The sequence below is a fragment of the Streptomyces sp. NBC_01463 genome (assembly GCA_036227345.1).
Taxonomy (GTDB): Bacteria; Actinomycetota; Actinomycetes; order Streptomycetales; family Streptomycetaceae; genus Streptomyces.
On the sequence record CP109468.1, the window covers coordinates 185,132 to 208,245 of the forward strand.

The window sequence follows — 23,114 nt, forward strand, 5'->3', positions numbered from 1 at the left end:
CGCCTTCATCGCTCAGCAGGCCGTCTTACGCCCAGCGCCGCCGCCAGCGCCCCGGATCTGACCAGCCCAGCCACTGAAAGGGCCCGGTCGCCTGCGGTTCTGTCAGGAACCGCTCAAGCACCGGCAGATCGTCCTCGGCCACTGGACGCAGTTGCAGGGCATCGTCAGTCATCGAGCCACTCTAGGACGGCCACTCATCGGTACCGGGTCAGGGTAGGGCCCGTCGATGCGCTTCGGATCGGCTCTCCCACTCGGTGCCCGCTCTTGCCACATGCTGCCGCCGGCCCCGGCTGTGCTCGTGGGGTCAGGCGTGCCAGGCGAGGTAGGAACCGAGCACCAGCAGGCTGGCTACCAAGGCGTACTTGAGCCGCTCGGCCGGCACGGCATGGGCGATCCGCCAGCCGATGAGTACCCCTGCCAGTTCCGGTACGCCGACCACGGCCGCCAAGGCCCAGTCCACAGACCCGTGAGCCACGTAGGCCACTGTGCCGACGCTCGCGATCACGATCGACTGTGCCTGGGCCGCGGCAAGCGCCGCAAGGACCGGCATGCCGGACACGACGAGGAGGGGAACGGACAGCATCGGGCCGCCCAGCCCGAACAGGCCTGCCGCGACGGACACCACCAGGCCAACCACCGCCACGCGTACGGCCGGCACCCGGCCTGGCGCCGATGCGTCGCCGCGCCGTTCCCGCGCATCGCGCACCCACACGAGAATCCCGCTCACTGCCACCGCGGAGGCCAGCAGGATCCCGAACCCGCGGCTCGGGACACGCGTGTTGAGCAGGACGCCCAGTGGTGCGCCGACCAGCGCGATCCATGCCAGGATCGCCGCGCAGCGTCGGGTATCCGCCTCGCGCAGCTGGCCGGAGCGGTCGTACGCGGCCGTGCCCAGCAGGCCCGTGGCGACATGCGTGACGATGGCGGTGCCGGCCACCCCGGCGGGCGTAAGGCCGGAGAAGAGGAAGAGGCCGATGGTGGGCAGCACTCCCCCGGGTCCGAGTGCGGTGATCCCGATGCCGCCGAGCAGTCCGGCCGCGGCAAGGACCACGAGGTGCAGAACGTCCATGGTCATGCCCGCTCGAGCACGGTATGCAGGGCGAACCGGTCGCCGCGCACTCGCAGCGACTCGAGGTCGACGGGACGGCCGTCCGCGAGGCGGGTGAGACGGTCGATGGCGAAGAGAGCGGATCCGTTCGGGATACCGAGCAGTTGGGCGGTGTCCGGTTCGGCGGTGACGGCGTGAACGGTGATCTCGGCACTGCCGAGGCGCACGCCGCTGTTCTCCTCGATGAGCGCGAACAGGTCGCGCCACGCCAGGTCGAGTCCCAGCAGCGGGCCGCCGATGTCCGGCGCGAGCCAGGTCGAGTCGAGCGAGAGAGGGGAACCGTCGAGGTGGCGCAGCCGCTCGATGTACACAGCAGCGGAGCCGTCGGGAAGCATCAGCCGTTCGGCAACGGCCGGAGGTGCGTGCTGGACCAGGCGGGCCTCGCGCACCTCGTTGGTCACAGTCCCGTACGGGGTGAGTTCCTCGGCGAGACCGGTGAGGCGGCCGAGTCCGTGCCCTGCCTTGCGTGCGGTGACAAGCGTGCCGATGCCGCGTCGCCGCGTCACCAGACCCTCGTCGCGCAACAGGTCCAGTGCCGCGCGCACGACGTTGCGCGTGGCGCCGAGGCTGCGGCCCAGCACGCGCTCGTCCGGCAGTGTGCCGCTCTCGTAGTCGCCTTCGACGATCCGCTGGCGCAGGACATCGGCGACACGGCGCGCACGCACCGCCCTGCCGTTGGCCTCGTCTGTACTGCTCGACCGGGCATCGGTCATGCTCCGCCTCCTTCCAAGACGGAGCGACCGTACCCAACCCAAGGTTTCGCCGAAGTTACGCCACCCAACCTGACCTGCATGAACGTCTGACCTGCGACGACATCCCTGCCCCCCGCCGCAACGCCGGCCGGCCGCCGGACGGAGGGGACGGAGCGCGGGATTCGACCCGCTTCTCAGCGAGGCGCAGCTCAGCCTGCTGCGAGCGGCTTGGGATGCCACGTGATCATGATCGCCGGTAGCTCATCGGCATTCACTTGGCAAGAAGGGGCGGCAGGCGCAGGAGGAAGCGCACAGGGGGCGCAGAACCAAAGCGTGGTCCCACTAGGCGATGGGCACCGGATGCGCGGAAAGGTCGATGGTGAACGCCACCCGATCAAGTCCCGGACCGTCGTAGTCCGGCTGCACGGCTGAGGCCGCGAAACCGAGCCGCGCGTGAAATGCCCGCGACGCGACGTTCTCCGGGCTGGTGATGCAGTGCACGTAGCGGCGCCCGTGGGACTGAGCGAGTGTGAAGAATGCCCGGTAGAGGGTGCTCCCGATGCCCTGACCATGCAGTACGGGGTCGACACCGACGAAGTGCACGTAAGCGGTGTCGGGCTGTGCCGGCGACAGGAAGCCGACCAGGAAGGCGGCTATCTCGCCAGTGTCGTGCTCGACGAGAAAACTGGTGGTGGTGAAATGCTGGAAGTACAGCCGGGGCAGAAGCAGCGCCCGTTCGGCCGAACCTGCCTTCCCCTTCAGGCCACCCCACCAAGTGTCCAGTACGGTGAGCACCCGGAGATGGTCTTCGTTGGCGAGATGTCGAGCCGTCAGGCCGGCAGGAAGATCGTCGATCATCTGTTCAGTCTGCCATCCGTCCGACGAGCTGCGCGGGTCCGGCCGGAGATGCACAACAACTCACGAACCGGCCCCTCAACCTTGTGCTGCTTGTGGCTTCCACTGAGCGGCAGTCCGACGCCCCACAGCGGCCTGAAGGCAAGGCGAGTTGGCGGGTCGACCTGGCCGACGCGATCCTCCCTCGTCGCGACCACATCATTGCTGCCCTGCCTCGCGGGCCGGGACCGCGATCCACCACACAGCCGCGACGGGGCCGGTCTCGTCGGAGCACGCCAAGGGTCCCGTTCGCAGAGGCGGCCGGGCTGCCGAACGAGCGCCACGGTGACCGCCGATTAGAGGTCGGACAGGCGTCGGCCGGAACGCAGGTCGCCGCCCGGACCCCTCTCTGCCGACGGTCACCGGCCTCCGAGACGATGAACCGCACGCGTCTCGGGCCGGGACCGCCCCTTCGTCGACGGGCACCGGTGCGGTCTCCCCCGACAGCGACGCTCCGCTCACCGCGGCTGTCGCGGCACTCGGATACCGCCGGAGATCGGCTCGCGGACCCCGCCCCGGCAACTCGTCAAGCGTCGCTGACTGAGCCTCAGGCCGACGGTCATCCGGTACCGGGGACTGCCCTGTGGCGGCCGCCCGAGGTGGTCACAAGTACCGGCGGATGGGCAGAACGGCCACCTCGCGGGCACGTTGTGCCAACGAGCGTTTCTTCCATCGGCCGCGGCTGATCTGTTCGCTCAGGGCCACGTCCTCATCGAAGTGCCCGTCCAGCGTCGCGGTGAACTCCTGGTCCAGGACGGCGAGCATGACCTCTTCGTCGTGGTCGAGAGAGCGCCGGTTGAAGTTCGTCGATCCGATCAGTGCGGCAACGTGATCGACGGTGATCACCTTGGCGTGCATCATCGTCGGCTGGTACTGGAAGATCTTGACCCCGCAGGCGGTGAGGTCCTCGTAGAAGTGCTGACCCGCCAGCTGGCAGACCCGCTTGTCGGTGTGCGGGCCGGGCAGCAGGATCTCCACCTCGACGCCGCGCCGGGCGGCCGCGCAGAGGAGCTCTATGAAGTAGGTGTCGGGTGCGAAATAGGCGGTGCACAGCCGGAAGCGTTCCTCGGCCGATTCCAGCATGACGCGCATCAGAGTCTGCATGTCCTGCCAGCCGAAGCTGGCTGAGCCGCGCACCACCTGAACGATCGAGTTGCCCTGCGGGCTGTGCTCGATGAAGCGATCGTGGTCGTCGAAGAGGTCGTCGTGGCACTCGGCCCAGTTCTGGGCGAACGCGGCGGCGATCCCGTCCACGGCCGGGCCCCGGACCTGGACGTGGGTGTCGCGCCACTCGTGCTCGTTGCGCGCGTTGCCGCACCACTCCTCCGCGATCCCGACACCGCCGGTAAAGGCCGTCCCTTCATCCACGACCAGGACCTTGCGGTGACAACGGTGGTTCTGCTTCAACGGCGACAGGTACAGCGGCTTGCGGAACCATGCCACCTGCACGCCGGCCTGTTCCATCGCCTCAAGCTGCTCGGCCTCGATGAGCCGGCTGCCGAAGCCGTCCAGCAGCAGGCGCACCCGTACGCCCGCACGGGCGCGTTCGGCAAGCGTCTGGGCGAACTGGCGGGCGATGTCGCCCTTCCAGTAGACGAACGTCATCATGTCAACCGTGTGCTGGGCTGATCGGATGCCGTCCAGCATCGCCGCGAAGATCTCGTCCCCGTTCCGCAAGGGCACCAGGGCATTGCCTTCGGTGGCCGCGATGCCTATCAGCCGCTCCAGCCTTCGTCTTATCCGTGTGATGCGCTCCTCGGCCGAGGCTCTCGTGCGAGCCTCAGGAAGAGCCTGGGGTAGTTCCGGGGAGTTCTGTGTAGTGGTCATAGCCTCACCTGGCCGGCACAAAGATCGGAATGGGGTACCGTACACAACCCGGTCCGGCGCGGGCTGAGGCAGCCCGCCGACTGTACGCCTGGGCCGCGTCCGCATGGGACGGGCCTGCTGGCCACACCGGACACGCCGAGCTCCTGCCGTGACCTTCAGCCCTGCCTGTGTCAGGCGGTGCGCATCGGCTCGACGGCAGACCCGGTGGTCCACGTCTGCCCGGCGAACGCCACATCAGCGGGAGACGCCGCAGGACAGGCGCCCTCGATGTGCAGTGCTGGCTCCCGGAGCACTCGAAGCGAGTCGCGACGGCGACGGCGACGGCGACAAGCAGTTGCTGACCGGTCGCCAGGACGGCTTTGCGGGCGGTCGGCCTGGAAACCCCACGCCCGGCGCAGGTCCGGGCGATCGGCACTCGGTCGATGGCCACGCTCTTCAGCGCTCAGACCACCGCTGGGGCGTCAGTTCCGCCCTCGGCACGGCAGCCACGGTCGGTCGCGCCTTGACGCCAGACCCACCCGCAGCCTCAACAGCGGACCGGCGGAACCGGCGGTACGGGCGGATGCGGAACGAGCAGGCTCGTGGCCGTCGGCCCAGCGGGACGTGCGCCAGACAGTGCAGCACGCTGCGCCCGGATTCTCCCGTCTCGGGCCCAGCCCTGGTCGCCGAGACCCGTGATCGTCCGGTGGCGAACGGGCGTATCAGGCGCGGTCGTGGAGGGTGATGTGGTAGCCGTCCGGGTCGGCGAAGGTGAATGTCCGGCCGAAGGGGCCGTCGATCGGTGCGGAGACGATGGTGCGGCCGTCGGAGACGAGAACATCGTGGATGGCCTGGACGTCTGTGGCACGGAGCCAGATCGCGGCGCCGATTCCGGGCTGGGCAACGGATGTGAGATCGGTGCCGGGAAGGACGTCGCGGAGCGCGAACGCGATCGGCTTCGTCTCGAAGACGACGGCGTGCGGCGGTCCGGCCTGTGAGCGGACGAGGCCGAGGTACTGCTCGTAGAACGCCTGCGACGCGTCGAGGTCGCGTACCTGGAGCGAGATGAAGTCGGGTCCGGTGGCGGGCATGATGATGCTCCCTCGAGTCCATGTCAGATTCCTGACATACATCAATGTATGTCAGACTTCTGACATGAGTCAAAAGGGTGTCGGTGTCGATCTGGACAAATCGCTGGGCTACCTGCTGAAAGAGGCTTCGAGTGCCCTGCGCGCAGCCATGGAAGAGGTGCTACGGCCGCTGGGCATGAGCGTGACGCACTACTCCTGCCTGGAGCTGCTCGCTCAGCGACCGGGCCTGTCGAACTCCGAGCTCGCGCGTGGCGCGTTCGTGACCCGGCAGTCGATGAACGTACTGCTCCAGACCCTGGAGCGCGACGGCTACGTGATCAGGCCCGCCGAAGCGGCCGTCGGCAAGGTTCTTCCCGCCCGGCTCACACCCAGCGGCCGACGGAGCCTGGAGAAGGCGACCGCGGCGGTCCGGTCCGTCGAGCTGAGAATGCTGGCCGGCCTCACCGAGACCGAGCAGTCAGGCGCGTTCCGAATCCTGCAGAGCATGACCCGTTCCCTGCGTGACGGCAACGACGACGCATAGCTTGCCCTTTGGCGTACAGCCCGCCGCGCCCGGACGGAAGCGCAGCCGAGCGCGGGCATCCATGCAGGCCACCTCGAAACCCGGCAACCCCCACCTGACCCCCACCTGCCGCGATGAGCCTCGAACCAGCGACAAGGGGTGGGGGCCAGGCAGGGCGTCGTTGCGGACGGCATCAAGCACTCCCCATGCGGGCATCCGCCGCGCCCGAGGTCGCAATGGGCACCTCAACGCACTCTTCAGGGGGTGGGAGCAGTGAGGTACCGCTGGATCGTGGGGCCGAGCCAGTCCACGATCTCCTCACGGCCCAGCGCCATACTCGCCGGGAACTGCAACACGTAGCGCGTCAGCGCGAGCCCCAGCACGGTCGAGACGCACAGCGCCGCCCGAGCCTGCGCCTGCTCCGGTTCATGGCCCAGCCTGCGAGCCAGTGGGATCAGCTGCTCGCGCAGCACGCTCTGCATGCGATCGGCGGCGGCCGGGTCGGTGGCACCGACCCGCATCAGTGCGGTGAGCTCCCCGTTCCCCTCCCACAGGGTGAGGAAGTGGCGCACCAGCGTACTGCCGATCTCCTCCCGCGGTTCGAGGGGCAGACCCGGCAATCCGGGATCGATCGCGACGGCCGCCGCGAACAGGCCCGCCTTGTTGCCGTAGTAGCGCATCACCATCGACGGGTCGATCTTGGCGTCGTGCGCGATGGCCCGGATGGTCGCCTTCTCGTAGCCGTCCGCCGCGAATCGCTCGCGGGCCGCGTCGAGGATCGTTGCGCGGGTTACGTCGGAACGCCGCGCGGCCTGCTGGTTCTCCGTGGTGCCGGTCATGCCAACAAGCATAGGCCAACACGTGTTGACAGTCCAGATTCAGGGCTCTACGTTTGCCAACACAGGTTGACCAACACCAGTTGGCAAACGGACGTTGGCAAATTTGCGGTCGTTGGCGGCCGACATCGGCGACGCCCGTTGAGTGCCCGTCAGATCCGCCTCGTACCACCGGCGCCGAGCAGTAATAGGCGGCGCCGGGTCCAGTACGGCGATGGCCGCCCGCAGTGCCGTGGGACAACCGACAGCGAGAGGAAGTAGCAAAAATGACCAAGCTGCAGAGTCTGGACCCGATCACACCGATGTTCGCGCAGTTCCAGAAGGAGACCGGGCCCATCGTCCTGGCCAACACCTTCCTCGTCCCGGAGGAGAGGACCGAGGCATTCCTGGACCTCTTCCGGAGGCAGGCCGCATTCATGAGGGCTCAGCCCGGATTCGTCTCCCTGCAGATGCACAAGGGAACGGCGGGCAGCCGGCTTCTGATGAACGTCGCGGTCTGGGAGTCGACCGCGGCGCTCGCCACGGCGCTCGGCAGCCCGGAGTTCCAGCGCATGGCGGCCGAGTTCCCCGACGACATCGTGTCGTACCCGCACATCTTCGAGCAGATCGACGCGTGACACGGCAGCCGCAACCGGACGAACGCAACCGGAGAAACCGCGCCCTCCCTCAGCCGTTCACGCATCCGCACAATGCCGGGTCACCAAGTCGGCCGAGCAACCCATGACGCGTAACCCCGTTACGCGAAACCCGTTACGCGTAACGGGGTCCCGACAAGGAGCCTCTGTGGCTGTGGAGCTGAATCACACCATCGTCCCCTCCCGTGACCCACAGGCCTCGGCGCAGTTCCTGGCCGAAGTCCTCGGCCTGAGTGTCGAACCGCCGGCGGCGCATTTCACTCCAGTCAGATTGGCCAACCAGGTCAGCCTGGACTACGACCGGTCGGACGACTTCGAACCCCACCACTACGCATTCGGGCTCAACCAGCAGGAGTTCGATGCCGCCCTGGTCCGCATCCAGCAAGCCGGGATCGCCCACTACGGCGATCCTGCATGCCAAGAGGCTGGGGAGATCTATCGCAGCAAGCGCGTCGAAGGCCGCAGGGGCACGTACCTCCACGACCTTGACGGACATCTCATGGAGATTCTCACCACGGGCGGCGCCGGGGCATAAGCCGGACGGCGTCCCGCGGATCACGCCTTCGCCGGTGATTGCGGAATCGTGTTCACAGTCGCCGGCGAGGCCGCGATGCGCGGACAGCCATGTCACTGCCTGACCCTCTGTCGCAGCGCAGCACTTCGCAGCACTTCCGATCTGCGGGGTACGGACACCGCTGACGGTCACGGCCAGGAGCCGGCCGCCCGGTCGGCCAGACGCCCGGCAAGCCCGCAGCGGCATCGACGAACCGGCAGACCAGCACGGTCGAAGATGCCCCGGCCAGGGCGACACCGTCCGCACCTCCGGCACCGGCCCACGTCATGGCTCGCCATCGGCGGCCCAGCTACGCCTGCCTATGAACCCTTCCACTCCAGTCTGAACATCGAAGGAGAAGCATCATGTCGCTGAAGAACGTCACCACCGTCCTGGCCGCGGCCTGCACCCTGTTCGTCGTCTACCTCGGACTGTCCTTCATCCTGGCCCCGGAGGCGTCCACCCCCGGCGTCGGCCTGCCGAGCTGGCCCGCCGGCGATGGCGGCGGCTTCCTCATCATGAAGGGCACCCGCGAACTGGCCATGGGTCTGGTCCTCGGCATCCTGCTGGCGACGGGCCACCGCCGCGCCCTGGGCTGGGTCCTGCTGATGGAGGCCGTCGCCCCGTTCGGTGACATGATCAACGTCTTGGCCCACCACGGCTCGTACTCGGCGGCGTTCGGCATCCACGGCCTGACCTCTGCACTGATCGCGACTACGGGCCTGTTGACCCTCCGCGAGACGAGTAGCGCTCGCCAGGCCCCTGCCCCGGCACCCGCCGCACAGCCCGTCTGACAGCGCATGCCCCAAGCGGTGGCCCGGCCATATGGCGGTCGGGCCACCCCTTCCCTGTCAGCGACCGGCCGGGGTGATCCAGGCGGTCTGGCGCCTGGTCCACGCGCCGCCTCGTCCACGGTGGACGGCCGTCGCCGCACCACCGCCGGCAACTCCTGACGGGACGGCTTCAGATGCTCATCGAACCAGCCCGCGAATCCACCATCGCTTGAACACACTTCGCCGCATACAGCCTTTGCAGCATGGACAGTTGAATCTCGCGCACCAACTGCCTTCACCCTAAAGGCAGTTGCCTACAGGAAGTAAACACGGCAACCACCTTGACGGGGTCAGTCACCGTGCCGGACAGTCGTGCACAAGGTTCTTGAGAGCGCTCTCAACCGGGTTCGGAACGCGGCTGCAGACGCTCTCGCCCCTCCCCCCACCCCCCACGAAAGCAGCCCCCATGTACAGGATCGCTGTCTTCAGTGAATCGCCAGGCCCCACCCCCGGCCCCGGACATCGCACCCGTCGACGTCTGCCGGTCACGCTCGCCGCGCTCGCACTCTGCCTGCCACTGGCCGGTCTCATGGGCCCGGCGGGCCCCGCCGGGCTCTCCGGTACCGCCGCGGCCGCAGAACCGGCCGCGAGCGCCGGTGCGGCCGACGCCGACTGGACCACCATGTTCAGGGACGACTTCGACGGCGCGAGCGGAACAGGACTCAACAGGACCGACTGGCTCTACGACATCGGCACCAGCTACCCCGGCGGCGCCGCCAACTGGGGCACCGGCGAGATCGAAACCTCCACGGACTCGACCGAGAACGTCTACCAGGACGGCTCGGGCCACATGGTGATCAAGCCCATACGGGACGCCTCCGGGCACTGGACATCCGGCCGGGTGGAAACCCAGCGCACCGACTTCGCCGCGCCGGCGGGCGGACAGATGCAGCTCAGCGCCTCCCTGAAGCAGCCCGACCCGGCGAGCGGGCTCGGCTACTGGCCGGCCTTCTGGGCCATGGGCGCCGACGCCCGGCCGACCGGCGCCACCAACTGGCCCAGCATCGGCGAGCTGGACATCATGGAGGACGTCAACGCACTCAGCCAGCACTCCACCACCTTCCACTGCGGCCAGTGGGCCGGCGAGTGCCACGATCCCGACGGGATCAGCAGCGGACTGCAGGCCTGCGACGGCTGCCAGTCCGGCTACCACACGTACTCGGTGATCGTCGACCGCCGGAACACGGCGGCCGAGCAGTTGCGGTTCTACCTGGACGGTGTGCAGACGTTCGCGGTGAACCAGAACGAGGTCTCCGACGCAACCTGGAAGGCCGCCGTCGACCACGGGTTCTTCGCCATCTTCGACGTGGCGATCGGCGGTTCGTATCCGGACAAGGTCTGCGGCTGCACATCCCCCTCGGCCGATATCACCTCCGGTGCGGGGATGAGCGTGGACTGGTTCTCGGCCGAGGTGAGCGGATCCTGAACCGCGACGTGCTCGGATCGGGAGCCGGTTCCGGCGCGGCCGAACCGGCTCCCGGCGGGACTTCGCAGGCCGAGCCGGTGTGGCGCCTGGTCCACCGTGCACTACCGGTCTCGGCAGTGGCGGTACACCGGTGTCTTCGAGGCCCAGGAGGACGAGCCCGGGGCAGCAAGCATGATCCTGCCTAAGAGCCTTCATCTTCGCTGGGGGCGACCGGGAAGGATGCCTCCTCGCGGCCCGTGCCGTCGGTGATCCACCATCTGTTCCCGCCGAGCAGAGTCAGTTCTGCGCGGCCGTCGCCGTCCCAGTCATGGACGGCGAAGAGCATGCCACCATCGGGGCCGTCGTCACCCGGCACGGACCGCTTTGTGGAGTGCCAGGGCTTCGATCCGAGCCCGTGCTCGGAGCCGCCCCGCAGCACCTCGATCCGCGCGTCCCCCGCCTCCTTCTTCTTCGTGAGCTGTACGGCCAGGTCGTCGCAACCATCGCCGTTGAAGTCCCCGACAGCGAGCCCGGCGCCGAAGCCCTCCTTGAAGTCGCCGCCGTCCATGGTGACCCATTTCCCCGGCTCCTTCCCGTAGCGGACGCTGACCTGGCCGCGCCGATGGGGTGTCTCGACCTCGTCGTAGCTGTCGACGAAGCTCCGGCCGATGGCGATGTCCTGGCGCCCGTCGCCGTCGAAGTCGCCGAAGACGATGTTCTCGCCCTCCGGCAGCCGCTCGGGTTCCGTGCTCAGGCCGCCGGCGGTACGGGCGCCCCCGGTGAACAGCAGGGGCGGATCCCACGGAGAGCCGTAGAGCGCGAGATCGGTGGCACGGTCGTCGTTCGCGTCCCCGGCGACCAGTACAGGTGACGCACCCTCGTCGACCGGGCTGGGGATGTCCACGGTCCTGACCGGGGCGCCGGAGCGCTTGAACGGTCCCTTGAGGACAACCAGTTCATGAGCCTCGTTCGAGTCTCTGAACACCGCGAGGTCGATGTGGCCGTCCCCGTCGAAGTCGCCTGCGACAGGCGCGGTGTGGTAGCCGGTGCCCGGCAGCGGCACACGCCCGTGCGCTCCGCCGACCCGCGGGCCCTTGGGACCTCCCCACAGGACCTGGGCGGCGCCGCTCACGACGAGGTCGGCGTGGCCGTCCTCATCCAGGTCGGCGACCGTGGGCTGCAACGGGTCGTCGCCCGTCTGAACGTCGTGCGGCACACCGAGGTCGTCGTGGGCGAAGACGGTCGTGCGGTCGGGGTCAGGGCCGTGCTCGGAGCCGGGCACGACGAACAGGTCGAAGTTCTCCGTCTCGGAGACCTCGTGCACCAGATCGACGAAGCCGTCCCCGTCGACATCGGGGGTCGCGGGCGTGGCCTGGCGCGCGGAATCGACAGCCCGGCAGGGGCTGTTGGGCACGGCACGCGCGCCGCCGGATGGCCGAAGGACGAGGAACGCCACCACCGCCACCGCTACGAGGGAGGCAGCCACGGCGTGCCACATGCGCAAGTGACGGAGGAACGGACCGTCTGCTGTCGGAAAGTGCATCACTCCACTTCACGGGCGTGGACGCGGCCCGCACAAGGAAGCTGATCATTTCGTTACGGGGGTGATGCACGACGGTCCTGCCCCCTTTGCGGCCCACCAGTGCGTATGGCGGTGAGCCGAGGCCTCTCCGGGCCCGGTCTCGGCATCGTCCGGGGAGCGCCGCGGGCTTCGATCTGTGACAGCAGGACCGAAGCGGATCGCGGTGCCCGTCGCCGACACCGGGGCCGGGGCAGTCGTCAACGTCGCGGGCTGTGCGCGGAAGGCCGACGATATGGATCTGGATCTGGGCCCAACGCTTAAGACAGCGCCCCATACGGCGCGTTGGGATGGCCCGCCTTCATCGAGAGTCGGCGGTGGGACTGGATTGTGCCGACCGGACTGTCTGAGCTCGCGGCGCCATTGTTGCGGGTCGAGCGCCAGCCGCACTATCCACTGTTTCAAGATCGTGTTGTGAGGCCAAAGGGCCAACCTCGATCGGCGTGAGGAAATTGCACTGGCGGCAGGGGAAGTTAGAGCATTCACATGCTCCTCCCACGCGCCCGCGCCCCCATCCTCCGCTCGGCCTATCGAATGCCGCCTGAAGCGCGTCCGCCGTGGCGGCTATGACAACCGCCTCCCCCTGGGCGTCCGCAGGAAGACGAAGACGGTCGCCCTCATGGAAGACCAGGGTGGCACCGCTCTGGGGCACGATCGAGGCCTCCAGGGCTGCTGCCAGCCGAGCAAGCACGCCGAGCATCGCACCGCGGGCGAAGTGCGTCGCCGTCACACACAGCATCCCCGCCTCGTTCAGGGACTCGTGGTAGAGGTCCGCCTCACCCCCGTCCTCCGCGCGGAGCTGGGAGAAGCCCTCATCGAGACCGCCCGCCACCACGTACGGTTCCGTCACCTGTCGGAGCCGTTCGACATCCAGAGCAACAACCTCACCGTCCACGAACCGAAGGATAAAGATGCTGTAACTCACGGGCACACTTTGCCATCACCATCATCCGCCGCACAGGCCCCGGCATATCCGATGCGCCCACCGCCACGACCTGCACGTACGCCGAAAGGCGCCTCCCGGCGACTCCAGATCAGCCACGGTTTGCGTGCGTCCAAGAGGCCGGCAGGCAATCACGCCGCCGCGTAGCTTGCCCGGAACAGTTCCTGGCTCTTCGCATGCGTCCGTGCGAAAGCCGTCAGGCGATGCCCGCCTCCGTGTCGCGCTCGACGAGCCGGGTCTGCTGAAACCGCCCTCGCCGCGCCGAAGCGGCCCCACGGCCGCCCGCCGAGCCTGCCGCCCCTCGCGACTGTGTAGTGCGCCGGGCCTGACGTGTACGCGGCGTTCTATAGTCGCCCGGGTCGACCGTTTTCATGGGGGGGGGTCCGGAACACATGCAAGCCACGAGATCACTGGCCGGCGTCCTGCTGAGCATCGTCGCCGCGCTGTTGCTCAGTGCCTGTGGGACCCAGCGAGCCGGGGCGCCCTCGACGGCGGGAACGCCGCACTGGCAGACGTTCGGGCCGATCCGCGCGACCGCCGCCCGGCTCTCCGGCGGCGGGCGCGCACTCAGCGTCGACGTAGAGGTACCCGGCAAGGGCAAGACCTGTGCGCGCAAGCTGAAGGCGGTCGTGACCTCCACGTCGGAGCGCACCGTGTGGGTGCAGGTCACCTTCTCCACCCTTATCGGCGACCCGCACGCCGACTGCTCGACGACCGCACCCGGCACCGCGAAGGTGCGACTGCCGTCCGCGCTCGGCCACCGTGAACTGGTCGTGGACAACGACACGACGTTCACCGCGGACGACGCCGACCTGCCCGAGCTGCGCCTGTGCGGTGACCGCGGCTGCCACCCGGCACCCACCGGCTGCACCGCCGCCTCCTACGACCAGGCGGTGGCGGCGCTCGACGTACCGAACCACACCTCCCGCGGCGAGGAGCACTGCGATGGGAAGTGGCTGGTGTTCGACGTGTCCTCGCGCATGGGCGCGGCCTGCGCCGAGGGCGAGGCGCCGGGATGTGGGGCGAGACTCGGCGACCGGTGGTTCTTCCGTGCCGAGAAGTCGGGCTGGGTGCCTCTCGCACGCGGCACGAAGGCCGGCTGCGCCGACGTGCACCGCGTCGAGCCCGCTTTCCCGGCCGCGCTGTGCGCCGATCTGCCCGGCCTGCAACGCTCGAACTGAGCACCGCAACGAGCCTGTTGCAATACACATCCTGAAGCCCAGGCACACACGGCGGACCCGGGTACCCAGGCCCCTTTCGAGAGCGCCGTGGGGTCGGCTGGAATCGTCGTCCGGCCGATCGTGTGCGGAGCGGAACGGTGAGGACCATCGCTGTGGTCGTCTGAGATCCATGGGACCGGTCGGCACCGCGGTGCGGCCGGTTCCTCGTCGCCGATCGCCTCGCAAACCCCCAAAGGCCATGCCTATGGCGCCTCGTGTACCCGGGCCAGCAGTGCCATCAGCTGGTTCTGCTCCTCCGGAGTGAGCGGTGCCAGCAACTCGGCGTTGGCTGCTTCGGCCAGGGCCGCGCAGCGGGTGAGGGCGGCCATGCCTTCGGGGGTGACCGTGATGGCATTCTTGCGGCGGTCGACGGGGTCCGGGGTGCGCAGGACAAGTCCGGCCTGTTGGAGGTCGTTGAGGATGCCGACCATGTCCTTGGGGTCGACGGCGAGCCGGCGGCCCAGCTCGGCCTGGGCAACCGGCCCGTACTCGGCGGTCGCGGCCAGCACCGCGTGGTGCATGAGCTTCAGCCCTTCCGCGGCAAGCGCGTCGGCGACCAGGCCGCGAGCGCGCGCTGCGACGCGGCCGACGAGCCAGCTCGGCAGGGACTGGATGCGCTGGAGGGCTGCGGGCATGGAGTGAGCCTATCCCGAAATTCATTGGGACTCCCTACGACTTCAAGCTATCGTTGGGTATCCCAATGAAAATGGACAGGGAGGTCCTTTTGCTGCGCATTCGCCATGAGGTGAGCGGAGGGCCCACTGCGCTGGTCTCCGAAGAGGCCGACCGACCCGAGCCGGGAGCCGGGGAGGTACTGATCCGGACCAAGGCCATTGGGGTGACACTGCCCTCCGTGCGCAAGGTCCGGGACGCCAGGGAGCCGATCTCGCTCGGCGGCGAAGTCGCCGGGGAGATCACCGCCCTCGGCGAGGGTGTCGCGGCCTTCGGCGTCGGAGACCGTGTCACTGGGTTGTGCTTCACCGACGCCTACGCCGACTACGCGGTCCTGAACGTCGCGATGACCTCCCGGATTCCGGACGGCGCGAGTGACGTGGAGGCGGTGGCACTGGTCCGCAGCGGGATGGTGGCGCGCGGCGCCTACGAAGCTGCGCGCGTGGAGCCTGGCGAGTCGGTCCTGGTAACGGCGGCGGCGAGTGCGGTGGGCACGCTCGCTCTCCAGTACGCCAAGGCCAACGGGGCTGGACGCGTGGTGGCTGCTGTCAGCAGTGCTGCCAAGGCCACCTTCCTACGGAACTTGGGCGCCGACGAGGTCTTTCTGTACGAGGACGCCGACTGGGGTGCCCCGTACGACGCGATCCTCGATGGAGTCGGCGGCGACCTGCTCGGCCCTGCCGTGCGAGCCCTGGCCACGGGCGGCCGGCTGGTCGCTTTCAGCTCCGGCGGGGGCATGGTGGACGCATACGAACTCCTCGCCCGCGGCGCTTCGGTGATCGGCTTCCAGATGCGTGCCATCGCCGTCGGCAAGCCCGAACTGTACGACCGTTGGCTGCGCGAGCTCTGGCAGCTGCACGAGACAGGCACCCTGCGCACCGCCGTGCACGAGGAGATCCCCCTCGCCGAAGCCACCCGGGCCCACGCCCTCATCGAACAGCGCCGCAACCTCGGCAAGGTCGTCCTCGTACCCTCGCTCCGGCCAAAGGCGTTGTCCGTTACGGCATGAGTTCGCTGCACATCGATTCTGGACAGCATGCGGGGCAATGACCGGCCGAGTCAGGCTGCTGCTCGTAGTGACCTTCCGCCCCAGCAGATGCCCTTCTCGCTGCGGACACGAGGCAAGTCAGCCCGATCTCGTCGAACCGGCGGATGACATTCCGAAAGGCCGGTCTCCGCATCGGCCTGCGCAGGCCGGGTGATCACCGGGGCGCTGTCCCACCTTGCGGAGGACAGCAGCATCCCGAATGAGGCGTTGATCCGGATGAAGCCGCACCCGTTGGAGGGAGAGTGGATACCTTCACGTCTCGGTGCGGCGCCGCTTACGGTTTGTGGGTTACCCAGAGCATTTCTGCCGGCCAGCGGTGTGCCCAGTCAGGCGGGTCGGTCGGGTTGTAACCGTTGGCTGTTCCGGGATCGGGCCGCGGCTCGATGAGGTCGTCGATGACGAGACCTGCGCTGCGCAGGACCTTGATCCAGTCGCCGTAGGTGCGCTGATAGCTCACCGCGTCCTGATCCTCGGCGATGCTGTCCAGCCCGAAGTAGTCCTGGTGCAGAGTCGTGGTTGCGCGGCCGCCGGCTTCGTCGTAGCAGGCTTCGAACCATGGGCTGGCGACGTTGAACACCAGGCGCCCACCGCGGCGCAGGATGCGTGCGACCTGCGGGACGGCCAGGTGCGCGGGCGCCCAGCTGAGTCCGCCGTAGTCGCAGAACACCAGGTCGAAGCTGTCGGCGGCGAACGGCAGGTGCTCGGCGGCCGCTTGCACCAGCGGGTAGCGGGCCGGTCCCATCGCGCCGGCTGCCGCGGCAAGCTGGGCTTCGGACAGGTCGAGCCCGACCACGTTGGCGCCCTCGGCGGCGAGCGCCCTGGACCACTGGCCGGCGCCGCAGCCGAGTTCGAGGACACGCTTGCCGGTGACGTCGCCCAGGGCGTTCAGCTGCGCGTCGGGGATGGCGTACGTACCCCACAGCCGGGGCGTCGCACCGATCTGCGGGTCGTGCTTCTGCTGGTAGGTGCCGCTGATCTGGTTCCAGAACCGCCGGTTGGCAGAGATGCTGTTCACCCGCCGACTCAAGCACTGCCTTCCGGGGCGGTCAACACGATTGTGCTGCGACCTGGGAGGCTCATCGGTTCGCCTGTCCTCCTACGCCGTCCACCTGGCGCCACGGCCCCCACCCCCCTGGATACCCATGCGCCGTTCCCTTTGAGTCAGAAGAGGCCGGATGGATCCGCGAGTTCCTCTCCGACGGACCGCGCTGCGGGGCCAGTCGGCATGGTGCAGGTGTGGAGGCGTACGGCGCGCCACTGGTCGCCATGGCGCGTACGCCGCCAGCCCCAGTCCGCGCACCACGTCAGCGGCGCGTACCCGCAAGGTTCGCGGCGTCCTCCATGGACGCGTCGTGTCGGGGTGGCTAGGCCCGTCTGCCACTGACCAACGAAGGGGTAGGCACGAACCTTCTTGGTGTCACGGTCGGTGTTCGTCGTCGAGATGACGCACCTTGCCGGCCCGGGGGGGGCAGGTCGGCTGCCGCGCTTGACCTCTTGCGCTCAGGCGCTCCGTGGCGGACGCTCGTCGGCTGCGAGCCGCTGTGTGATCCGGTCGAACAAGTCCGTCAGTGGTGCTCCGACTTCCTGCCCGAACTCAGTCAGTCCGTAAGTGACCTGGGGCGGCGTCGTCGGCTCGACCTTCCGCCAGACCAGGTCGTCCTGGACCAGTGCGCGCAGTGTCTGAGCGAGCATCTTCTCGCTGATGCCCCGGATGCTGTCGCGCAGCTCGTAGAACCGAAGGTCGGCGGTCCGCAAGGAGATCAGTACCCAGATACCCCACCTGCTGGTCACGTGGTCGACCACGTCGCGCGCAGGGCAGTCGGTGTGAAACACGTCATACCGAACGCCTGCCTCGGCCTGCGTCAGCTGCGCACCTTCACTCATGTCATGAGCTTACCTCTGGGTATGTTCTTACGAAAAGTAAGCCCGCCTCCTAGCGTCAATTGCCTCAGCGCACAACGGACTAGGAGCTGAACATGATCGTGGTAACCGGAGCGACCGGGAATGTGGGCCGGCCTTTGACGCAGGCCCTGGCCAACGCGGGCGAGCAGGTGACGGCGGTGTCACGCCACGCGGCGCCGGTCCCGGACGGGGTTCGGCACATACCGGCCGACTTGGCCGACCCGCAGGGTCTCGCCCCCGCTCTGGACGGGGCGAAGGCTTTGTTCCTCCTGCTGTCCGGCGACCTGCACGCCCCCGGAGCCAGGCCGGCCGACATCATCGACCTGGCCGCTGCCTGCGGGGTCCGACGAGTCGTCCTCCTCTCTTCGCAGGGCGTGGCAACCAGGCCGACCGGCCCGTCGCGGATCGCGATGCGCGCGGTGGAGGACGCGTTGAGAGAGTCCGGCCTGGACTGGTCCGTCCTGCGACCGGGCGGTTTCGCCTCCAACGCCTTCGCGTGGGCGGAGTCCGTCCGCACGCAGGGAACGGTCGCCGCACCCTTCGGCGATGTCGGTGTTCCTGTCGTCGATCCGACGGACATCGCCGAGGTCGCGGCAGCCTGCCTGCTCGACGACCGGCACACCGGCGGAATCTTCGAGCTGACGGGGCCCGAGGTGATCACGCCCCGTCAGCAGGCGGAGGCCATAGCCTCCGCGCTCGGCTCGCCGGTGCGGTTCCATGAACTCACCCGTGAGGAGGCCAAGGCCGCGATGACCCGGTTCGTGCCGCTGGAGCTCGCCGACGACACCCTGGACATCATCTCCGCCCCCAACCCCGCGGAACTGCGGATCAGCTCGGACGTGGAGCAGGTCCTCGGTCGCGCTCCGCACCGCTTCAACGACTGGGCGGTCCGTAACATCGCCGCTTTTCGCTGAGGCACAGCTCAGCTGAAGCGCCTGGGCAGCCCCGCGCGACTGCGACCGCACGGGGCTGCCCATAACGTCACCACCCACCACGAGGCGACTCGCAGAGCCGGTCCGGGGATTCGGACGCAACGGTAAATCTGGCCGGGTGGGCACAGCGTGAGGCACCTGGGCCGGCCCCGGCTCACAGCCGCTGAGCAGGACACGCACCGCAGGAACCTCCAGAAGGGCGTTGTGGAGGGGCAGGCCGGCAAGCGCATCCGGACTACGTCTTGACCACCGAGCGCGGTCCGGGAACGGTGAAGGTATGGCCGCGCTGCCGGCAGCCCACCCCAGTGGTGGCGTCACGTCCGCGTAGGCCCGGAAGACGGCCGAGCCGCGGGACCGGCGCTCAGCGCCTCGTCTCGTACCTGGTCAGGATCACGCCGCAGGGAAGCGTCCGCGTCTCCACCAGGTTCAGGTTCACCCAGTTGTCCAACGCGGTGAAGAACGGCGTGCCGCCGCCGACCAGGACCGGCGCGGTGGCCAGCACGTACTCGTCAATCAGCCCGGCCCGCATGGCCGCCCCGGCAAGCGTCGCACCGCCGATGTCCATCGGTCCGCCGTCCTCGGCCCTGAGGCGGGTGATCTCGGCAACCGCGTCGCCGGTGACAAGGCGGGTGTTCCAGTCAACCTTGTCGACCGTCGAGGAGAACACCACTTTCGACATGTCCCGCCAACGGCGCGCGAACTCGATCTCCGCCGGGGTGGCGTCGGGCTGCTGGTCGCCGGTCGGCCAGTAGGAGCTCATCGTCCGCCACAGCTTGCCCCCGTACAGCGACAGGTCAGTGGCTTGCAGTTGGTCGGACCAGAACTGGAACAGTTCGTCGCTCGGCACACTCCAGCCGATGTCGTCACCGGGTGCGGCGATGTAGCCGTCCAGGGTCAGGTTCATGCCGTAGATCAGCTTCCGCATGGCGCCATCCTTCCGTAAACCGGTCTCACGGGTACAGACCGGCGCGACGCGGGAAACTCATCGGTACGCCATCTGGGCGCGCGTGTAGTCCTCGTGCTCGGTGCTCAGTCGCAGACTCAGCGTTCCGCCGGCGGAGTGGCGTAGTGGGACGTATCGGTGCCGAGGCCGTCGGGGGCCTGGGCGGGGCGACCGCCCGTCTGGCCTCGGCGAGCAGTGGATCGACGGCATACGGTTCCGGGTAAGGGGCCCGAGCATCGACTCCGCGGTATGCCGCGCCCGGCACCGCGCCGTCTCCATGCGCTACGGGCTACGCGCTACGACAAGCTCGCGGTCCACGACGAAGCGACTGTCCTGGTCGCTGCCATCAACGAGTGGCTCTGCCCCCGTACGTCATACGCCGGGATCCACGTTCCATGCGGCAGGAAGACCGCTGCCGCAGAAGACGCAGACGAAGTCGTCCTCGCGCACGATGTTGAGCTCCTGGCAGTCGGGGCATCGCCGGAAAACGACCTCGTGGGTGAAGCCGGAGGGCCGCCCAAGTTCTATGTCGTCCAGAGCGTGAGCGACTGTCGCCCAAGAGGTGACGTCCGGGCAGTATCCGGTGGACTGGTTGCTGACCTCGCCCACAGCCCACCGGCCCTCATCGCACACGAAGCTGATCTCGCCTGCACTCAGAACCATGTCCCCGCCGGCACAGGCCACGTGCTCGCTTCGCCGCGGCGCCAGCCGAAGCACACCGTCCGTGCCGACCACGAAGTGAACGGTTCGGTCAGCTCTGCTGCCGATCGCTCCGCGATCCAGCCGCCGAAATCAGCCGCCGAGCCCATGCGGCACCCGCCGCTGCCCGGCCGGACCGCAGCCTTCAGCTCGACCGGTCCGACATATCTGTAACTCGGCCCCCTCGCCCTCACGTCGACCAACCTAAGGCACTGTCCACCGCCGAGTGACAGGATGAACGCCCTGTGGCCTTGATCCGGGACTGGCGCCTCTACGAGGTCGTGCCACCGAGGGTCACGGCGTCGCTCTGATCTCGGTGCTGCCATCGGTCCAGGACTGCCTGCACCTGACGGTGACCGCCCTCGCCGCCAGACCAGACGAGCGTCCGGCGGTGAGGGTTCTTGTGGACCCAACTGTCGTAGTCCAGGACGGCGACGGTGTCCGACAGTCGCCACCGCGAGGAACCCCATGACGCTTCAGGCACCTCCACCAGGCCGTCGAGGAGATCGATGGCCGACGCGGCAAGGCTGTCCATGGGCCATGGCTTCCACGACGCGACGGTGTCGGCGAGGGCATGTGATTCGATCAGATGCGGGATCGACGGGGCGATGGAGAGGTAGGGGCTGGCGCCGTCGACGTCGGTGCCTACGCTGCCGTCGGTGTGTATCAAGTCCCGGCACGGCTTCGACACACGCTCGCCGATCCATTCGAAGTACCAACCTCCTTCTCCCGGTTCCTGCCACGCTGCCGTCTGCAGACCGAGGTGGTCGTACTCCCACTCCCGGGCAGTCTCGTACCGGTCCCCGTTCACCAACCGGCTACGGCGCACCTCATAGCGCAGGCCTCCGTACTTTTGCTCGAATCCCTCGCACCGGATGATGAGATCCATGGGGGCGGGGACGAGATTCCCCGAGTGGCCGCGCACTCGCCAGAACTCTATCGGCGGCCCGGACCGGCGAGGGCGCTCACGCCGGGCCGCGCGATGCAGGAAGCTCTGCGCGAGTGTCGAGAGCTCGGACGGATCCTCCAGGATGTGCATCCTGTACTTCATTTCAAAGGAACGTGCGTGGTTGTCAGGCAGCCAGGTTACTGGCCGTCAGCGCGGGTTCCCGCGAATCGACTTCTCCATCGGGGAGCCGGCCCTGCTCGCCGTCCCGCCCAGCGGCCCTCCCTGCGCGGGAACGGCGCTGCCCTGGGATGCCCACCGACCACATACAACCGACCGCAACAGTGTGCCGAGCACCGCGAAGGCTGCCAGGCCGGCCCTGTCCTCCATATCCCCATGCCTGGTTGACAGTTGGTGCACCACACTATTCACTCGCGTCTCAATGACGTGAGCATTCAGTAGTGGGGGGCAACATGCGCAACAAGAGTCGGAACTGGTTAGTACTGGCCACGGCCGTGCTCAGCCTGGCGGCGGCGGGGATCACCCCAGGTGCCGCCCAGGTCCAGGAGGAGGTCTACGACGAGGTCAGACCGCTCTCCAGCACCACCGAGGCTGCCAAGCTCCGGCTCGAGGAGCGCAGAGTCTCCGGCACGACGCTCGCAGAGCTCCACTCCCGGCTGGACAACGTCAAGGTGACCGACGTCCTGGCCAGCGCCAACCACACGATGAGGAACTCCGCCGACTGCTATCCGCAAGAGGTGAAGGCGTTCCCCGTGAACCCCACACCCGCTTCCGCCTACTGCTGGGACACGGGCGACGCATACACCCAGCGTTGGCTCCCGCAGGGCGTGACCTCCTCAGGCGATGCGGACGACGACGGCCTGTGGGGTAACGACAAGATCCTGCTGTCCGGCTGGAAGTCCAACGACGGTCTGTTCACCGACTTTCCCACCATGCTGAACAACGACCCCAACGGGCAGCATCTGGCGCGCGTGGCCTTCATCAACGCCAACAACCCCAGCGCTCTCTCCTATCGCTGGGTGCTGCTCGTGATTCCCACCGAGGGCGGCGCCAACTTCGACAACGCCGGGGTCCAGCTGGGCGGCATGGTGTGGTTCGGGGACAAGTTGATCGTCACGGCCAAGGGCGGGGACCCCAGCACCAACGCCCTGTACGTCTTCTCCATGAACCACATCCTGCAGGCCACCGTGAACAGCAACGCGATCGGCAGGGTGTCCGGCGGCTACTCGGCCCACGGCTACCAGTACGTCATGCCGGCCATCGGCTCGTACGGCCTGAGCAAGAAGTGCGGTTCCACCACGGGCATCGTCTGCCCTGCCCACGTCTCCCTCGACCGCAGTGCCACTCCGGACAGCATCGTCCTGAACGAGTACCAGACCTCCGGCACCCCCAAGATCGGCAAGATGTGGGGCTACCAACTGGCTGCGCCGTCGGAGTCGGGCATGCCACTGCTGAAGGACTCCTCGGGGTACGTGAACGTGTCGGAGATGTTCACGGCCGACATGGCCGGAGCACAGGGCACCCTCTCCTACCGGGATCCGGCGACCGGAAAACGGTCCTGGTACCTGCCCAGGCACCGTGGCGGAGTCGGCCAGCGCGGCGTCTACCAACGTCGCGACGCCACCGGTGTGACGTCCACGACGTGCACCGGTACGGATGCACCGACCGCGTGCTGGGCCGCGAAGTCCCAGGGGCTGTCGCTCTGGTGGAGCACGAAGACGGTGTGGAGCCAGACCGAATGGGCCGCTGACAAGAACGCCGACTGGGTGAACGAGGACGCGAGCAGCACCTGGAAGTCGCAGGTGATTCCCGAACGTCTGCTGTTCTCCGTTCCGTTGTCCCGCATGCCTTGACCTTGATCCGGAACCGGCGGCGGGACAGGTGAGTCCGCCGCCGGGCCATGGCCCGGCGGAG

The 23,114-nt window shown here is 68.2% G+C and carries 23 protein-coding genes and 1 pseudogene; 9 read left to right on the forward strand and 15 right to left on the reverse strand.

Features of this window, described 5'->3' with window-relative positions; all coding sequences use genetic code 11:
• Nucleotides 1–25 precede the first annotated feature (25 nt).
• The 6 genes from OG521_00825 to OG521_00850 form a co-directional block, all read right to left on the reverse strand.
• Complete coding sequence (locus OG521_00825) at nucleotides 26–172, reverse strand: hypothetical protein (GenBank protein WUW19401.1); 147 nt, start codon at nucleotides 170–172, stop codon at nucleotides 26–28.
• A 132-nt stretch (nucleotides 173–304) separates the two neighbouring features.
• Complete coding sequence (locus OG521_00830) at nucleotides 305–1,075, reverse strand: sulfite exporter TauE/SafE family protein (protein WUW19402.1); 771 nt, start codon at nucleotides 1,073–1,075, stop codon at nucleotides 305–307.
• Entirely contained in the window at nucleotides 1,072–1,821 is a 750-nt protein-coding gene (locus OG521_00835; protein ID WUW19403.1) for a GntR family transcriptional regulator, read from the reverse strand. The genes OG521_00830 and OG521_00835 overlap by 4 nt, the downstream gene beginning before the upstream one ends.
• 321 nt (nucleotides 1,822–2,142) lie before the next feature.
• Nucleotides 2,143–2,658 carry a GNAT family N-acetyltransferase gene (locus tag OG521_00840; protein ID WUW19404.1) on the reverse strand — a complete coding sequence of 172 codons (516 nt, stop codon included), beginning with the start codon at nucleotides 2,656–2,658 and terminating at the stop codon, nucleotides 2,143–2,145.
• A gap of 639 nt (nucleotides 2,659–3,297) precedes the next feature.
• Nucleotides 3,298–4,521 (reverse strand): phospholipase D-like domain-containing protein, encoded by a 1,224-nt coding sequence (locus tag OG521_00845; GenBank protein WUW19405.1) that lies wholly within the window; start codon nucleotides 4,519–4,521, stop codon nucleotides 3,298–3,300.
• Nucleotides 4,522–5,222: 701 nt separating this feature from the next.
• A complete protein-coding gene (locus OG521_00850; protein WUW19406.1) occupies nucleotides 5,223–5,591 on the reverse strand; it encodes a VOC family protein in 369 nt (122 codons plus the stop codon).
• Nucleotides 5,592–5,655: 64 nt separating this feature from the next.
• On the opposite strand from OG521_00850, the gene OG521_00855 reads away from it, so the two are divergent.
• Nucleotides 5,656–6,114 (forward strand): MarR family transcriptional regulator, encoded by a 459-nt coding sequence (locus OG521_00855; GenBank protein WUW19407.1) that lies wholly within the window; start codon nucleotides 5,656–5,658, stop codon nucleotides 6,112–6,114.
• A gap of 236 nt (nucleotides 6,115–6,350) precedes the next feature.
• Here the strand turns inward: OG521_00855 and OG521_00860 are convergent, their stop codons facing one another.
• Entirely contained in the window at nucleotides 6,351–6,932 is a 582-nt protein-coding gene (locus OG521_00860; protein WUW19408.1) for a TetR family transcriptional regulator, read from the reverse strand.
• A 263-nt stretch (nucleotides 6,933–7,195) separates the two neighbouring features.
• On the opposite strand from OG521_00860, the gene OG521_00865 reads away from it, so the two are divergent.
• From OG521_00865 to OG521_00880, 4 genes are all read left to right on the forward strand, one after another.
• Nucleotides 7,196–7,546, forward strand: a complete 351-nt coding sequence (locus OG521_00865; GenBank protein ID WUW19409.1) for an antibiotic biosynthesis monooxygenase — start codon at nucleotides 7,196–7,198, stop codon at nucleotides 7,544–7,546.
• Between the two features lie 166 nt (nucleotides 7,547–7,712).
• Nucleotides 7,713–8,099 carry a VOC family protein gene (locus tag OG521_00870; protein WUW19410.1) on the forward strand — a complete coding sequence of 129 codons (387 nt, stop codon included), beginning with the start codon at nucleotides 7,713–7,715 and terminating at the stop codon, nucleotides 8,097–8,099.
• 383 nt (nucleotides 8,100–8,482) lie between these two features.
• A complete protein-coding gene (locus OG521_00875; GenBank protein ID WUW19411.1) occupies nucleotides 8,483–8,911 on the forward strand; it encodes a DUF4267 domain-containing protein in 429 nt (142 codons plus the stop codon).
• Nucleotides 8,912–9,356: 445 nt separating this feature from the next.
• Entirely contained in the window at nucleotides 9,357–10,376 is a 1,020-nt protein-coding gene (locus tag OG521_00880; protein WUW19412.1) for a glycoside hydrolase family 16 protein, read from the forward strand.
• Nucleotides 10,377–10,557: 181 nt separating this feature from the next.
• Here OG521_00880 and OG521_00885 read toward each other — a convergent pair whose 3' ends face one another.
• Nucleotides 10,558–11,898: a VCBS repeat-containing protein gene (locus OG521_00885; GenBank protein WUW19413.1), complete on the reverse strand. Its 1,341-nt coding sequence runs from the start codon at nucleotides 11,896–11,898 to the stop codon at nucleotides 10,558–10,560.
• Nucleotides 11,899–12,235: 337 nt separating this feature from the next.
• A complete protein-coding gene (locus OG521_00890; protein WUW19414.1) occupies nucleotides 12,236–12,859 on the reverse strand; it encodes a hypothetical protein in 624 nt (207 codons plus the stop codon).
• 410 nt (nucleotides 12,860–13,269) lie between these two features.
• Between OG521_00890 and OG521_00895 the strand changes: the two genes are divergently transcribed.
• Nucleotides 13,270–14,058, forward strand: coding sequence for a hypothetical protein (locus OG521_00895; GenBank protein ID WUW19415.1), 789 nt, complete (start codon nucleotides 13,270–13,272; stop codon nucleotides 14,056–14,058).
• Nucleotides 14,059–14,300: 242 nt separating this feature from the next.
• Here OG521_00895 and OG521_00900 read toward each other — a convergent pair whose 3' ends face one another.
• Complete coding sequence (locus OG521_00900) at nucleotides 14,301–14,732, reverse strand: MarR family transcriptional regulator (GenBank protein ID WUW19416.1); 432 nt, start codon at nucleotides 14,730–14,732, stop codon at nucleotides 14,301–14,303.
• A gap of 89 nt (nucleotides 14,733–14,821) precedes the next feature.
• On the opposite strand from OG521_00900, the gene OG521_00905 reads away from it, so the two are divergent.
• Nucleotides 14,822–15,778, forward strand: coding sequence for a zinc-binding dehydrogenase (locus tag OG521_00905; GenBank protein WUW26537.1), 957 nt, complete (start codon nucleotides 14,822–14,824; stop codon nucleotides 15,776–15,778).
• 313 nt (nucleotides 15,779–16,091) lie between these two features.
• Here OG521_00905 and OG521_00910 read toward each other — a convergent pair whose 3' ends face one another.
• Entirely contained in the window at nucleotides 16,092–16,832 is a 741-nt protein-coding gene (locus OG521_00910) for a class I SAM-dependent methyltransferase (protein ID WUW19417.1), read from the reverse strand.
• 485 nt (nucleotides 16,833–17,317) lie between these two features.
• A complete protein-coding gene (locus OG521_00915; GenBank protein ID WUW19418.1) occupies nucleotides 17,318–17,701 on the reverse strand; it encodes a helix-turn-helix transcriptional regulator in 384 nt (127 codons plus the stop codon).
• A gap of 92 nt (nucleotides 17,702–17,793) precedes the next feature.
• On the opposite strand from OG521_00915, the gene OG521_00920 reads away from it, so the two are divergent.
• Entirely contained in the window at nucleotides 17,794–18,633 is an 840-nt protein-coding gene (locus OG521_00920; GenBank protein ID WUW19419.1) for an NAD(P)H-binding protein, read from the forward strand.
• 379 nt (nucleotides 18,634–19,012) lie between these two features.
• Here OG521_00920 and OG521_00925 read toward each other — a convergent pair whose 3' ends face one another.
• The 3 genes and pseudogenes from OG521_00925 to OG521_00935 all read right to left on the reverse strand — a co-directional run bounded on the left by OG521_00925 (nucleotide 19,013) and on the right by OG521_00935 (nucleotide 21,182).
• The gene (locus OG521_00925) at nucleotides 19,013–19,576 is read right to left on the reverse strand and encodes a dihydrofolate reductase family protein (GenBank protein WUW19420.1); all 564 of its coding nucleotides are present in this window, start codon (nucleotides 19,574–19,576) and stop codon (nucleotides 19,013–19,015) included.
• 390 nt (nucleotides 19,577–19,966) lie between these two features.
• Nucleotides 19,967–20,487, reverse strand: a pseudogene (locus OG521_00930) (hypothetical protein).
• 77 nt (nucleotides 20,488–20,564) lie between these two features.
• A complete protein-coding gene (locus tag OG521_00935; protein WUW19421.1) occupies nucleotides 20,565–21,182 on the reverse strand; it encodes a hypothetical protein in 618 nt (205 codons plus the stop codon).
• A gap of 470 nt (nucleotides 21,183–21,652) precedes the next feature.
• Between OG521_00935 and OG521_00940 the strand changes: the two genes are divergently transcribed.
• On the forward strand, nucleotides 21,653–23,053 hold the full coding sequence (locus OG521_00940) for a hypothetical protein (GenBank protein WUW19422.1): 1,401 nt from the start codon (nucleotides 21,653–21,655) through the stop codon (nucleotides 23,051–23,053).
• Nucleotides 23,054–23,114 lie beyond the last annotated feature (61 nt).